Below are 15010 nucleotides of genomic sequence, written 5' to 3' on the forward strand. Positions count from 1 at the left end.
CTCACCAATCAGCCGTCAAGAGTTTCGCCTGCAGGGCCACGGCAATTTGCTCCAACATCGTCGGTTCCGTCATCTGATTGTGTTCGCAGTCGACCTCGATCTCCGTGATCCGACCCGTGATCAGCGGCTGCCAGCTCAATGCGAAGTCCGGTTCATTCGGATGGGTGCGCCTCGCGGTGAAGAACAGCAGGTCGGTGTCGACCGCACGGCTGAACGGCTCTCTCAGCATCGCGTTCTGCCGACCGAGGATCTCCGGCAGTGCGGCCAGGCTACGCTCGCCCAGGCCGGCCAGCGGGTAGTCGATGTCGTGCAGGGCCGCGTGCACGCGGCCGAAGTCGAGCTCCTCCCCCGCCACTTGCGGCAGGTTCAAGCCAAGATGGCGCAGGGCCTGGGACATCATGTCGGTGCCCGGATCGGTGTAATCGGGCCCGGGGACCGTGGTGTCGAGCATGGCGAGCAGGTGCACCTGCTCGCCATGGTCACGCAGCAGCCCGGCGATGGCGTGGGACACTGCGCCGCCGGACGACCAGCCCATGAGCTGATAGGGCCCGTGCGGCTGCACCTCGCGGATCTGGTCGAGGTAGTCGGCGGCCATCTCGTCGATCGACGCGGCATACCCGCCCCGCCCGTCCAGGCCGCGGGCCTGGATCGTATAGAGCGGCTGATCCTTCTCAAGCTGCCGCAGCAGGCCCGCGTACACCCAGCCAAGCCCGGTCGCCGGATGCACACAGAACAGCGGAGGGCGGCTGCCTTCGGTGCGCAGCGGCAGCATGACCTGGAGCGAATCCGCGCCGGAGCGTTCCGGGCCGGTCGCGTCGAGGTGGTCGGCCAGTGCCGCCACAGTCGGCGCTTCGAACAGGGCTCGCACGGCGAGCTCGACGCCGAGCCGGTCCCGCGCCTTCGCCACCAGCCAGGTAGCGAGCAGGGAGTGCCCGCCCAGCTCGAAGAAGCTGTCGTCGATTCCGACTGCCGGCACCCCGATCACCTCGGCGAACAAGTCGCACAGCGCCTGCTCCCGGGCATCGCGCGGCCCGCGCCGGTCGGAGGGTTGCGCGATGCCCGGCGCCGGCAGCATCCGCCGATCCAGCTTTCCGCTGGCCGTCAACGGCAGCCGCTCCAAGAGCACGACCGCCGACGGAACCAGATGGCCTGGCAGCTCGCGGCGCGCGAACTCGATCAGTTCAGCCGGCTCCGCCTCGTGCCCGTCGGCGCCCACGGCATACGCGACCAGCGTGCTGTCCCCCTGCTGGTCCCGCCGAGGAATCACCACGACCTGGGCGACGCTGTCGTGCCGGGCGAGTACGGCCTCGGTCTCGCCGGGCTCCGCCCGCTGGCCACGGATCTTGACCTGGTCGTCGACCCGGCCGACGAACTCCATCTGACCGTCGCAGCGCCAGCGCACCAGGTCGCCGGTGCGGTACATGCGTTCCCCGGCACCGTCGAACGGGCAGGCGACGAAGCGTTCAGCGGTCATCCCGGGCCGCCCGAAGTAGCCCCGAGCGAGACCGGCACCGGCGAGGTACAGCTCACCGGTGACGCCAGGGGGCACCGGGTTCATACCGTGATCCAGCACATAGGTCCGGTAATTGGTGAGTGCCCGGCCGATCGGTACCACACCGGCGGCGTTGCCGTCGTCGTACCACTCGGTGGCGTAGACGCAAGCCTCCGTCGGACCATAGAGGTTCGCGATCCGCACGCCAGGGGCCGCAGCTCGCAGATCGTGCACCAGCCGCGGCGTGACCGCCTCACCCACCAGGATGACGGTGCCGATCCGTAGTCGGCCGCCGGTGGCAATCGCGGCCGACATCGCGGACGGAGCCGTGCAGACCAGACTGACCGCGGAGCGGTTCTCGTCGGCGAGGGCGAGCACGTCGCGCACCACCTCGATGCTGCCACCGTGCAGCAGCGGCAGGATCATGTCCGACACCGAGACGTCGAAGGTCGCCGAGGTGGAGGCCAGCGCGGCGGCAAACACATCCGCAGAGAAGGCCTGTCGCGCCCACGCCGACAGATTCGCCACCGCACGGTGCGCGACCACCACACCCTTGGGCCGCCCGGTCGATCCCGAGGTGTAGATCACGTAGGCCGCGTCGTCGGGATGCAGCGGCGCCGACCGGTCCGCGTCGGTGAGGTCACCGTCGTCAAGTCCGGAGAGCGCAGCCTCGGTCGCCGGGTCGTCGAGCACGATACGGGGGAGGCCGTCGGGCAGTACGGCCCCGCAGGCGCGGTCCGTCACCGCCAGCACCGGGCAGGCGTCCTCGACCAGGTAGCGCACCCGCTCGGTCGGATGGCCCGGGTCGATCGGCACATACGCGGCACCGGAATTCAGCACCGCCCACATCGCGACGGGCAGCCGCTCGTCCCTCGGCAGGACCAGCGCGACCCGCTGCTCCGGGCTGCAGCCATTGGCCACCAGCAGCCGTGCCAGCCGGTTCGCAGACGACCGTAGCGCGTCATAGCTCAGCCGCGTGCCCCCCGCACGCACCGCGGTGGCGGCGCCGTCGCGGGCGGCGGCCGCGGCGAACAGCTCAGGCAGGGTGGCCGTCGGGACCGGTGCGGTGCCGCCGTTCCACTCCTCCAGGATCCGCTGCCGCTCGGCCGCGTCGAGCAGCTCGACCTGGCTGATCCGCTGCTCCGGGTCGCTGGTGATTGCCTCCAGCATCATCAGCAGGCGTTCGGCGATCCTCGCCACGGTCTCCCTGTCGAACAGATCGCTGCTATAGATCAGCGCGCCGCGGGCGCCGCCCTCCCGGCCGTCCTCGTGATACCGGGCCACCAAGTTGACCGACAGGTCGAACATGGTGGCGTCGGTGCCGACTTCGAGCGCCTCCGCGGAGAGGTCGGGCAGCCGTAGCTCGGTGTCCCTGGTGTTCTGGAAGGCGAACATCACCTGGAACAGCGGGTGCCGGGCTGCGGACCGGTCCGGGTTGACCGCCTCGACCAGGTACTCGAACGGGAGGTCCTGGTGGGCGTACGCGTTGACGTTGGCCTCCCGCACCCGGTCGATGATCTCGCGGAACGTCGGATCGCCGCTGGTGTCGGTGCGCAGTACCAGCGTGTTGACGAAGAATCCGACGAGGTCGTCGAGGGCTTCGTCGGTGCGCCCTGCGATGGGCGAGCCGACCGGGATGTCGGTGCCGGCCCCGAGGCGGGTCAGCAGGGCGGCCAGCGCCGTCTGGACCACCATGAACGCCGTCGCATTGCAGTCGACGGCCAGCTTGTTGATCCGGGCGTGCAGTTCCGGCCCGTAGCCGAAGTCGACGCTGCCGCCGACGTAGCTCGGGGTCTTCGGCCGCTTCCGGTCCGTCGGCAGCGGCAGTTCGTCCGGAAGCCCGGCCAGCGCCCGCCGCCAGTATGCGACCTGCTCACTGACGACACTGTCCGGGTCCTCCGTGCGACCCAGCAGATCACGCTGCCACAGCGCGTAATCCACGTACTGCACGGGCAGTTCGGTCCACTCCGGCGCCCGGCCGGCGCAGCGTTCCGCGTACGCACCGCTCAGATCGCGAGCGAGCGGGACCAGCGACCAGCCGTCGCCGGCCACGTGGTGGAGGACCAGCACCAGCACGTGCTCGGTCGGGGACACCGTGAGCACCCTGACCCGCAGCGGCAGGTCCGTGCGGAGGTCAAAGTTCCGCTCCGCGACCTCGGAGATCGCTGTGGCAAGCCCGTCCCGGCCGACCTCGCTCACCACGAAGTCCGGCCGCGCCTGGTCCGGGGGGAGGATCTGCTGGTGGGGAACGCCGTCGGTCTCAGGGAAGATCGTGCGTAGCGTCTCGTGCCGGACGGTGACGTCGGCGACGGCGGCGGCCAGCGCCTGGTGGTCCAATGGGCCGGTCAGCCGCGCCGCCATCGGCAAGTTGTAGGCGGCGTTCGAGCCTTCCAGACGGTTGAGGAACCACAGTCGCTGCTGGGCGTGGGACAGAGGCACCCGCTCCGGGCGCGGCCCCCGCACGATCGGCGGCCGCCGACTGTCACCGGACTGGTCGATGATCCGCACGAGCCCGGCCACCGTCTGCGTCGCGAACAGGTCGCGGATCGCGAGATCGACACCGAACGTGAGCCGTACCAGAGAGATCAGCCGGGTCGCCATCAGGGAGTGGCCACCGAGGTCGAAGAATCCTTCGTCGATGCCCACGCTGGGCAGGCCGAGGATGTCCGCGAAGATCCGGCAGAGCGTCTCCTCGCGCTTATTGCGCGGCCCGCGCCCTGCTTTCCGGCCTTCGTGGTCGGGCGCCGGCAGCGCCCGCCGGTCCAGCTTCCCGTTCGGCGTCACCGGCAACTCATCCAGTACAACGAAGGCCGCCGGGACCAAATGCTCCGGCAGCACGCCGCCAAGGAACTCGCGCAGCGCCGTCGGCCGGGGCCGGTCCGCACCGGCCGGGACGACGTAGGCGAAGAGCCGGGTGTCGCCGGACGCGTCCGCGCACGGTACGACGACGGCGCGCCCGACGCTGTCGTGCCGGGCCAGGGCCGCCTCGATCTCGGCGGGCTCGACCCGGAAGCCACGCACCTTGACCTGGTCGTCGGCGCGGCCGAAGAACTCCAGCTGCCCGTCTGCCCGCCAGGCCGCCACGTCGCCGGTGCGGTACATCCGCTCCCCGGCCCGGCCGAAGGGACAGGCCACGAACCGCTCGGCGGTCAGGGCCGGGCGGTGTAGATAGCCGCGGGCTAGCTGGGCACCGGCGATGTACAGTTCGCCGGCGACCCCGGGTGGGACCGGGCGCAGCGTGGAGTCGAGCACGTACAGGGCGGTGTTCCACACCGGGCTGCCGATCGGCACCGAGACCGCACCCGGCTCGTTCCGGCACTCCCAGGCGGTCACGTCCACCGCCGCCTCGGTCGGCCCGTACAGGTTGTGCAAGCCGGCCCCGATCGTCCCGCCGACCCGCTCGGCCAGCTCGGCCGGCAGCGCCTCACCACTGCTGATCAGCCGACGCAGATCGGGCAGCCGTGCCGCGGCGGGCTCCGCGGCAAACACGGCCAGCATCGACGGCACGAAGTGTGCGGTAGTGATCCGCTGTTCGCTCATCAGCCCGGCCAGGTACGCCGGGTCCTGGTGCCCACCAGGCTTGGCCACCACCAGCGTGGCGCCGTTGAGCAGAGGCCAGAAGAACTCCCACACCGACACGTCGAATCCGGCGGGGGTCTTCTGCAGCACCCGGTCGGTCGCGTCGAGCCCGTACCGGTCCTGCATCCACATCAGTCGGTTGACGATGCTCGTGTGGGACACCACCACGCCCTTGGGCACTCCGGTGGACCCGGACGTGTAAATCACGTACGCGGGATGCGCCGGGAGGCAGGCGCCCGGGCTGGCCGCGAGCGCGTCGCCTGCCGGCTCCGCGCCGAAGAGCGGGTGGTCCTCGGTGAGGGTGAGCACCGGGCGGGCGTCGTCGAGCAGGTACTGGATGCGCTCGGCGGGATAGCCGGGATCGACCGGCAGGTACGCAGCGCCGGTCTTGAGGACCGCCAGCAGCGTGACGATGAGGGTTTCGGAGCGCGGCAGCACCACCGCGACGCAGGTCTCCGGTCCGGCGCCGTGCTCGGCGAGCAGCCGGGCGAACCGGGCCGCCCGCAGATCCAGCTCGGCGTAGGTGAGTTCGATGTCCTCGAAGACCACCGCCGTGTGGTCCGGGGTACGGGCCGCCTGCGCGGCCAACAGCTCCGGCAAGGTGGCGTGCGGCACCTCGTGCGCGGTGTCGTTCCAGCCCCGGACGACCTGCTCGTGCTCGGCCGCGTCAAGCAGGCCGGCCGCGCCGATCCGCTGCCCTGGATCGGCGGCCAGCGCGGCGAACATCCGCACCAGACGGTCCGTCAGCCGCTCGACGTCCGCCGCGTCGAACAGGTCGGTCGAGTACTCGACCATGCCCTCCAGACCACCCGGGGCACTGTCCTCGGCGAGGGTCTCGCGGAGGTGGATGGCGAGGTCGAACTTGTTCTGTACCATCCGCTCAACCGGTTCGGCGCGGGCGGTAAGGCCGGGGAACGCCGGTTCCGGTGGGGCTCCGTGCAGCGACAGCAGGACCTGGAACAACGGCAGCCGACCGGCCGAGCGGTCCGGGTTGAGGATCTCGACCAGCCGCTCGATCGGCACGTCCTGGTTCGCGTAGGCGCTGAGATTCGTCTCGCTGATCCGGTCGAGGAGCTCGTGCCAGGTGGGATTGCCGCTCGTGTCGGTGCGCAGCACCAGTGTGTTGAGGAAGTCGCCGATGAGGTCGTCGAGCACGGTGTCGGTACGGCCGGCGACCGGCGTGCCGAGCGGGATGTCGGTGCCACAGCCGAGTCGGGTGAGCAGGGCGGCGAGACCTGCCTGGCTGACCATGTACAGGCTGGTGCCGGAGGCAGCGGCCAAGTCGGCCATACAGCGGTGGGTCCGCTGATCGATGCGGAACGACAGGGTGGCCCCGTGGTACTCCCCGCCCGTGCCGCGCGACCGGCTGCCGGGCAACCGCAGGTCCTCGGGCAGATCGGCCAGTTTCCTGCGCCAGTACGAGACCTGTTCGCTGATCAGGCTGTCCGGATCGTCCTCGTGGCCGAGCAGCTCCCGCTGCCACAACGCGTAGTCCGCGTACTGCACGGGCAGCGGCGCCCACAGCGGCCGGCGACCGTCGAGGCGGGCGGCGTAGGCGTCCGTCAGGTCCCGGGTCAGCGGCCCCATCGACCAGCCGTCCCCGACGATGTGGTGCAGCACCAGCGCCAGCACATGGTCGTGCGGTGACAGCGCGAACAGAGCTGCTCGCAGGGGGAGTTCCTCGGCCAGGTCGAAGACGTGGCCGCAGGCGCCGACGAGCTGTGCGGCCAGTTCCGAGTCGGTGGTCTCGGTGACCTCCAACTCGACCCGGGCCTGCTCCGGGGACAGGATGTCCTGGTACGGGGTGCCGTCGACGTCCGGGTACCGGGTGCGCAGCGATTCGTGCCGGTCGGACACGTCCTGGACGGCCGCGGCCAGTGCCGCGCGGTCGAGGTCGCCGGTGAGCCGCACCGCGATCGGCATGTTGTAGGTGGCGCTCCTGCCCTCCAGGCGGCTGAGGAACCACAGCCGCTGCTGCGCATGCGACAGCGGCGTGCGCTCGGGGCGCCGCTGCCGCACCACCGGCCGCCGCCGGGTCTCTTCGGCCTTGTCCAGCACGTCGCCGAGCCCGGCCACCGTCTGCGTCGCGAACAGGTCCCGGATGGCCAGGTCGACGCCCAGGGCATCCCGTACCCGGGAGACCAGCCGGGTGGCCAGCAGCGAGTGGCCGCCCAGGTCGAAGAACCCGTCGTCGATGCCGATCCGGGGCAGCCCGAGGACCTCGGCGAAGATCCGGCACAGCGTGGCCTCGCGGTCGTTGCGCGGGCCCCGGCCGGAGGCCTTGCCGAGGACCGCCGGCGCCGGCAGCGCCCGCCGGTCCACCTTGCCGTTCGTGGTCAGCGGCATCCGATCCAGCACGACGAACGCGGTCGGCACCAAGTAGTCCGGCACCGCGCGCCGCAGGTGCTCACGCACCGACTCGACCAGCGCATCCGAGGCCAGTACGGCGGCCGGGGCGTTGGTGTACGCACCGCCCCCGGAGGCCGGGCGCGCACCTGGGCGATAGCCGGTGACCGGCACCGTCCCGGGTGCGCTGAACGCCACTTCCAGTGTGCCGCCGTCGCAGTCGGCACCGTCCCAGGTGACGGCGGTCCGGTAGCCGACCTCTTCTCCCAGGGCGACGAACTCCCCCGGGTCCGGCAGCCCGGACGCGTCCGCCGCCAGGGCGGCCAGCGCGGCCGACAGGTCGCCGGCTTCGAGTGCCCGCACGGCTGCGAGCTCGCCGACGATCCGGCGGTTGGGGATTCCAGTGACCCTCAGGCCGTCCGGCCTTGCCGCCAGCGCAGCGCGCAGCGCGTCCGTGTCGGTGGCGTCCCGCCCCCAGACGAGCTCCCGGACGGCGGCGACCGGCTCCGGCTGCGGCACAGTGCGCAGCACCACGTCGTAGCGGTGGCCGGTGAGCTCGTTGCAGTCCGTGCCGGACTTGATCGCGAGATCCGCAGCCGCAGCCAGGCCGACGAAATAGTCAGGGTCGACGAGCAGTTCCGTCTCCCGCGCCACGGCCAAGTCGACCGTCTTGCGCACCTCGGCGGCGTCACGGACCGCGGCGTCGGTGGCGAGCAGTTCGACGGACGTGCGCAGGGCACGGTGCAGCCGGAGGTTGCGGACGTCGCCGACGAACACGTTGCCGCCGGGAACGACCAGGTCGAGCGCCCGGGTGAGCACGTCGGTCAGGTAGTCGGCGCTGGGGAAGTACTGGATGACGGAATTCACGATGACGGTGTCGAAGAACCCCGTGGGCAAGCCGTCGAAGACATGAGCCGGCTGTGCACGCAGCTCGACCCGGCCGTCCAACTCGGTCCGGCCTTCGAGCTGGGCGCGGACCCGGCCGATGACGACCTCGGAGATGTCGGTGCCCCAGTAGGACTCACAGTCCGGCGCCAGCGGCGCGAGGAGCAGGCCGCTGCCCACCCCGATCTCCAGCACCCGGCGGGGGCCGAGCTCTCGTACCCGGGCTACGGTGGCGTCCCGCCACCGCCGCATTTCCACGACCGGAATCGGCTGCCCGGTGTAGCTGCTGTTCCAGCCGGAGAAGTCCTCGCCGAGACCGCCCGACAGAGCCTCGTGGTGGGCGTCGTAGGTGTCCTGCCAGTTGCCGAGCTGCTGCCGCTCCGCTGCCTCGTCCCGGTCGGCGTCGTCCCCGGCCGGGACAAGGTACGCGGCCAGCTGCCGGTCTCCGGGACGGTCCTCCCGTGCCAGCACGGCGGCCTGCTGTACCCCGGGATGCCGGGCCAGTACGGACTCGACCTCACCCGGCTCGATCCGGAAGCCGCGGATCTTCACCTGCGCATCGGCCCGGCCGACGTAGTCGACCTGTCCGTCGGCCCGCAGCCGGGCGAGGTCCCCGGTGCGGTACATCCGCTCGCCGGCGCCACCGAACGGGCAGGCGATGAACCGCTCCGCAGTCAGGCCCGGGCGGCGCAGATAGCCGACGGCCAGGCTCGCGCCCGCGACGTACAGATCTCCCACCACACCCGGCGGCACCGGGCGCAGGGCCTCGTCGAGTACATAGACCCGGGTGTTGTCCACCGGCCTGCCGATCGGGGGGCCGTCCGGGCCGGACAGTTGCTCGCTCATGGTCGCGATGACGGTCGTCTCGGTCGGGCCGTAGGCGTTGAACATCCGGTTGCCCGGCGCCCACCGCTCCACGAGCGCGCCGGGGCACGCCTCGCCCGCCACCGACACGGTCAGGCCGGGTGGAAGCACGCCCGAGGGCATCGCCGCGAGTACGGACGGCGGCATGGTGAAGTGCGTGAGGTGCTGGTCCCGGATGAACTCGGCCAGTTCTCGGCCGGGCATGAGCTGTTCGGCCGAGCGCACGAACAACGTGCCGCCGTTCAGCAGCGCCATGCAGCAGTCCCAGAACGCAACGTCGAAGCTCGGAGAGGAGAACTGCAGCACCCGGCTGTCCGGCCCCGCGCCCAGGCGCTCACGCTGACTGCGGACCATGCTGGCCACGCCGCCATCCGTCACCACCACGCCTTTCGGCTTCCCGGTGGATCCCGAGGTGTAGATCACGTAGAGCGGGCTGCTGAGCGTCCGGTTCGACGGCAGGTCGTCCGCGCTGCATCGGTCCAGCTCGGTGACGGTGTGCTCGTGGTCAAGCACGAGGACCGGGCTGCCGGCCAGCAACCGCCCGGTCAGCGCCCCGGTCGTCACCGTCAGCACCGGGTGGGAGTCTTCGAGCATGTACGCGATGCGCTCGGCCGGATAGCCGGTGTCGACCGGGAGGTAGGCGGCCCCGGACTTGGCCACGGCGAGCATCGCCGTCACGAGCCCCACCGACCGGGGCAGCGCCAGCGCCACCAGTTGCCCCGGGCCTGCACCACGCTCGACAAGCAGCCGGGCCAGCCGGTTGGCGGCGGCGTCGAGCTCGCCGTAAGTCAGCGTGGCCGTCTCGGACACCAGCGCGGTGGCGTCCGGGGCCGCGGAGGCTCGGGAGCGGAAGAGCTCCGCGAACCCGGCCGCGGGGACTTCTTGCTCGGTCCGGTTCCACGTCTCCAGCACCTGCTGCCGCTCGCCCGGCAGCAGCACGTCCACGGTGTCGACCTGCTGGTCGGGGTCGGCGGCCATCGCCTCGAAGATGTGGATCAGGCGGGCGCCGAGCCGCTCCACGCTCTCCCGGTCGAACAGGTCGGTGGCGTACTCGATCGTGCCGCCCAGTCCCAGCGGCCGCCCGTCGCCGTCGAACTGCTCGCCCATGCTGAACGCCAGGTCGAACTTGGAGGTTTCGGTGTACAGCTGCTCGCCCTCCACGACCAGCCCCGGCAGCCGCAGCTGCGGCAGCGTGTTGTTCTGGAACGCCAGCATCACCTGGAACAGCGGGTGCCTGCCCAGGGTCCGGTCCGGGCGGAGGATGTCTACCAGCCGCTCGAACGGCAGCTCCTGGTTCGCGTACGCCCCCAGCGCCGTCTCCCGGGACCTGGCGATGAGCTCGCGGAACGAGGGATCGCCTGCGGTGTCGAGGCGCATCACCAGGGTGTTGACGAAGAAGCCGACCAGTTCGTCCAGCCCTTCGTCGGTGCGGCCAGCGATCGGCGAGCCAAGGGGGATTTCCGTGCCGGCGCCCAGTCGGCTCAGCAGTGCGGCCAGCCCCGCCTGCACCACCATATACAGGCTGGCGTCCGACCGCGCGGCCAGTTCGGACAGCCTCCGGTGCAGCTCCGCACTCGCCTGGAACGGGACGTTGCCGCCCTGATTGCCGGGCGCGGCGGGGCGCTGTCGGTCCACCGGCAGCCGTAGCTCGTCCGGCAGCCCGGCCAGCGCCTTGCGCCAGTACTCGACCTGCTCACTGATCAGGGATTCCGGGTCGTCCTCGCTGCCGAGCAGCTCCTGCTGCCACAGGGTGTAGTCCGCGTACTGGATTGGCAGCTCCGGCCAGTCGGGCGCCCGCCCGGCACGGCGGGCCTCGTACGCCGCGGTGAGGTCACGGGCGAGCGGGGCCATCGACCAGCCGTCCGCGGCGATGTGATGGATCACCAGAGCCAGCACGTGCTCGCGCTCGGACAGGGCGAACAGCCGTGCCCGGATGGGTATCTCCGCCTCCAGGTCGAAGGCTTCAGCGGCCAGCTCGGCGAGTTCGCCGTCCAGCTCCTCCGGTGTGACTTCGGTGACGGCCGCCTCCAGGCGGGCCTCGCCCGGGGCGAGGATCCGCTGGCCGGGCACGTCGTCGTGGCTGACGAAGACCGTGCGCAACGGCTCGTGCCGGTCGATGAGGTCGTGCAGCGCCGCGACGAGTGCGGTCCGGTCGAGCTCACCCGTCAGCCGGAGCACGGCCGGCATGTTGTAGGTGGCATTGGGCCCTTCCAACCGGTTGAGGAACCACAGTCGCTGCTGTGCGTGCGAGAGCGGGATCATCAATTCTCCTCGGGCTGCGCAGGCGCTAATCTCCACTGGAGGCTCTGTCGTGTCGGCATGCCGTGCAAGGTCCGAGACGGCACTGGACGAAACGGGACACCAGATCTTGCGGGAACGGGTTCCGGTTGGTGGATAGTGTCGACTCGTCGGCAGGAGGCCTTACCAATGTCATCAGCTGTGTGGAGCGGGGCCGTTCTCCCCGCGCTCGCGTTGTTACTGTTCATATGCTGCGGAACGGAATTGGTCTTGCGGCGCTTCTTCAAGGGGCGCAGCATCCTCTTCCGGCGCAGCGGTTCACGGCGCCCTGTGACCGGCGCCGCGTTCGACCAGTTCAACCTCATCTTCAACGGCAACAAGCTGGTTGAGATGGAGCAGCAGCAGCTACAGGAAGTGCTCCGTGACGAGGAGGGCGACGGCGCCCCGCCACGGACGCGCATCGACTTGGCCAAAGGCACCGCACACGTCGTCCTGCCCGGTGAGAACCGGCCTTCCGGTCCCCGGCCGACCGGCAGCAGCTCACCGGGGGCCGAGGAAGACCCCTCCCGGTGACACAGTCGCAGACGCTCTACCTCCTCCTTGACCTGGCCCTGATCCTCGGACTGGCGCATGTTCTGGGGGCGGTCGCGCGGGCGTTGGGCCAGCCGGCGGTCATCGGCGAGATACTCGCCGGCGTCCTGCTGGGGCCCACTTTGCTCGGCTCGCACCTCGCGGGCACCCTCTTCCCTGCCGATGTGCGGTCCCTGCTGAGCACGCTCGCCGACGTGGGCCTCACGCTGTTCATGTTCGCCGTCGGGTCGGAGATCGATCTCGGCGTCCTCCGCGGACGCAGCCGGATCACGCTGTGGGTGACCGCCTTCTCGACAGTGCTGCCGCTCGCTCTGGGTGCCGCGCTCGCGTGGCTGCTGGCGGGTGCGCACCGCCAAGGCCCCCTTCCGGGATTCGTGCTGTTCTTCGCGGTCGCCATGGCCGCGACGGCGTTCCCCGTACTCGCCCGGATCATCGCCGACCACGGGCTGACCCGCACCCGGATCGGCGCGACCGCCCTGGCGTGCGCGGCCATGACCGATCTGATGGTCTGGATCCTGCTGGCGGTGGTGGCTGCGATGGCTGCGGGGAAGGACCTCGACTGGCGACTCATGTTGCTGGTGCCGTACGTCGTCCTGATGATCACTGTCATCCGCCCCCTGCTCCGCAAGGCGAGAGAACTGAGCAGGCGCAAGAAGGCTCGGGGCAGGGAATCCGGGGGCTCCGGCGAGGACGTGCACCTCCTGGTGCTGATGTTGGTCGGGCTCCTGCTGTCATCGGCCTGCACCGAGTGGCTGGGCCTGCACTACATCTTCGGAGCGTTCCTGTTCGGCGCCGTCGTTCCGCGGGATGGCGGCAGCACACTGCGCGAGGGCGCGCTGCAGCGGATGGAGCCGCTGTCCAGACTGCTCCTGCTGCCCGTGTATTTCGTGCTGACCGGGCTCAGGGTCAACCTCTCCCAACTGGCCCTCGCGGACCTCGGCGCCCTGGTCGCCATCCTCGTGGTGGCCATGGTCGGAAAGTTCCTCGGCGCGTACCTCGGGGCGCGTCTCGGTGGTTCCGGCCGTCGGCCCGCGGCCGCGCTCGGCGCCCTGTTGAACACGCGCGGCCTCACCGAACTGGTGGTGCTCGGCGTGGGGTTGGAACTGGGCCTGCTGGACGCGACGCTGTACTCGCTGATGGTGGTGATGGCGGTGACGACCACAGCGCTCGCCGGTCCCCTGCTGAACAGGATCCTGCCGACAGCCGGGAAAAGCGGGACGGTGGCCGAACAGTCCGCTCCAGCGGGCTCTTGTGCAGGAGACGGATCGGCCCGTGCAGCGGTCCCGGTAGCCGAGAAGTGATCGCGTGAAAGGTGGTACGCGCGTTATTCCCTGCATCCACCGCCACCTCATCCCCAACCTCGAGACGAAGAGGCTCGCCCGCGTGCAGTCGGTACTCAGCACTTACCGCGTAGTGCTCAGCACTCAATACCGGAGGACACCATGCACAACGAACCGTCAACGCACTCCGCCCACGACGCGGCGCAGCACTTAGAGCTGGTGACGCGGCCGACCGACCGCCGCACGGGCTGCCCCTTCGACCCGCCCACCGAGATGACGCAGTTCCGTGAGGAGCAACCGCTGCGCCGAGTGCGCTTCCCCGGCGGACACATCGGCTGGCTGGCCACCGGGTACTCCGTGTGCCGCGCGATCCTGGCCGACGCACGGCTGAGTTCCCGCAAGGAGCTCATACACAACCCGTCCATGGACTTAGGCGACATAGAGATGCCTCCGGCGGCTCCCGGCGAGTTCATCAACATGGACGAGCCACAGCACGGCCGTTACCGGAAACTGCTGGCAGGCAAGTTCACCGTCCGGCGGATGCAATTACTCACCGAACGAGTCGAGCAGGTCACCGCCGAGCACCTGGACGCCATGGAAAAGGCCGGGCCGACAGCGGACCTGGTCACCACGTTCGCCCAGCCCATCCCCGCGATCATAATCTGCGAGCTGCTGGGGGTGCCGTACCAGGACCGGGACTCCTTCCAGGAGCAGGCCGCGGCGATCTTCAGCGGGGACATGGCCGACAAGCTGGCCGCATTCACAGCTATCCAGGCGTACCTCGCGCAGCTGGTGGCCGCCAAGCGCACCGCCCCTACCGACGACATACTCAGCGAACTCACCGACAGCGATCTCACCGACAAGGAACTGCTGGGGGTCGGCTTTCTCCTGCTGGCGGCCGGGATCGACACCACCGCCAACATGCTCGGGCTCGGCACCTTCGCACTGCTGAGCAACCCTGACCAGTCCGCCGCCCTGCGCAGCGATCCGAGTCTCGCCGGCCAAGCCGTCGAGGAGCTGTTGCGCTATCTCACCATTGCCGAACTGGGGCTGCGGGCCGCGCTGGAAGACGTCGAGATCGACGGCCAGCTGATCAAGGCTGGTGAGACGGTCGTCGTCTCCTTCCCGGCCGCCAACCGCGATCCGGCGAAGTACCCGGAGCCCGACCACCTCGACCTGCACCGCAAGGCCATCGGGCATCTAGCCTTCGGCCACGGCGTCCACCAGTGCCTAGCCCAGCAGCTGGCCCGCGTCGAGATGAGCGTCGCCTTCCTGGCACTGGTCACCCGCTTCCCGACGTTGCGGTTGGCCGTCCCGCAGGAGGAGGTACCGCTGCGCGTCAGCACGAACGTCTACGGCGTACAGAGCCTCCCCGTCACTTGGGACAAGGAGTAGCCCGATGGCCGTCGCCCTGACCATCACCGTTGACCGTAACCGATGTGTCGGCGCCGGGATGTGCGCACTGACCGCCCCCACGGTATTCGACCAGGGCGACGAGGACGGCCGGGTGGTCCTCCTCCACACGGAGCCGGCATCTGCCCACCACGCCGCGGCTCACCAAGCCGCCGACCTTTGCCCCGCCGCGGCCATCACCGCCATCGACACCACAACGCGCCAACAGGCTGGGAAACCCCACGCGTAACAGACTGTTGAACGCCTCGGCCAGGGCGTTGTCGTAGCTGTCGCCCTTGGAGCCGACCGAGGCCACCGCGTCGGCCTCGGCCAGGCGTTCGGT

Annotated in this window: 5 protein-coding genes; 4 read left to right on the plus strand and 1 reads right to left on the minus strand. The window is 70.2% G+C overall.

Annotation, left to right across the window (positions count from 1 at the left end; genetic code table 11):
- Position 1: 1 nt before the first annotated feature.
- Positions 2 to 11428 carry an amino acid adenylation domain-containing protein gene (locus AB0435_RS14040; RefSeq protein ID WP_366427089.1) on the minus strand — a complete coding sequence of 3809 codons (11427 nt, stop codon included), beginning with the start codon at positions 11426 to 11428 and terminating at the stop codon, positions 2 to 4.
- 246 nt (positions 11429 to 11674) lie between these two features.
- Here AB0435_RS14040 and AB0435_RS14045 point away from each other — a divergent pair, with 246 nt between their 5' ends.
- From AB0435_RS14045 to AB0435_RS14060, 4 genes are all read left to right on the plus strand, one after another.
- On the plus strand, positions 11675 to 11977 hold the full coding sequence (locus AB0435_RS14045) for a DUF6191 domain-containing protein (RefSeq protein ID WP_366427090.1): 303 nt from the start codon (positions 11675 to 11677) through the stop codon (positions 11975 to 11977).
- A complete protein-coding gene (locus tag AB0435_RS14050) occupies positions 11974 to 13296 on the plus strand; it encodes a cation:proton antiporter (protein WP_366427091.1) in 1323 nt (440 codons plus the stop codon). The genes AB0435_RS14045 and AB0435_RS14050 overlap by 4 nt, the downstream gene beginning before the upstream one ends.
- 141 nt (positions 13297 to 13437) lie before the next feature.
- Positions 13438 to 14670 (plus strand): cytochrome P450, encoded by a 1233-nt coding sequence (locus AB0435_RS14055; protein WP_366427092.1) that lies wholly within the window; start codon positions 13438 to 13440, stop codon positions 14668 to 14670.
- Positions 14671 to 14728: 58 nt separating this feature from the next.
- Positions 14729 to 14917: a ferredoxin gene (locus AB0435_RS14060; RefSeq protein ID WP_366427095.1), complete on the plus strand. Its 189-nt coding sequence runs from the start codon at positions 14729 to 14731 to the stop codon at positions 14915 to 14917.
- Positions 14918 to 15010 lie beyond the last annotated feature (93 nt).

Origin of the sequence: Streptomyces sp. NPDC051173 (genome assembly GCF_040689515.1) — a bacterium.
Classification (GTDB): domain Bacteria; phylum Actinomycetota; class Actinomycetes; order Streptomycetales; family Streptomycetaceae; genus Streptomyces.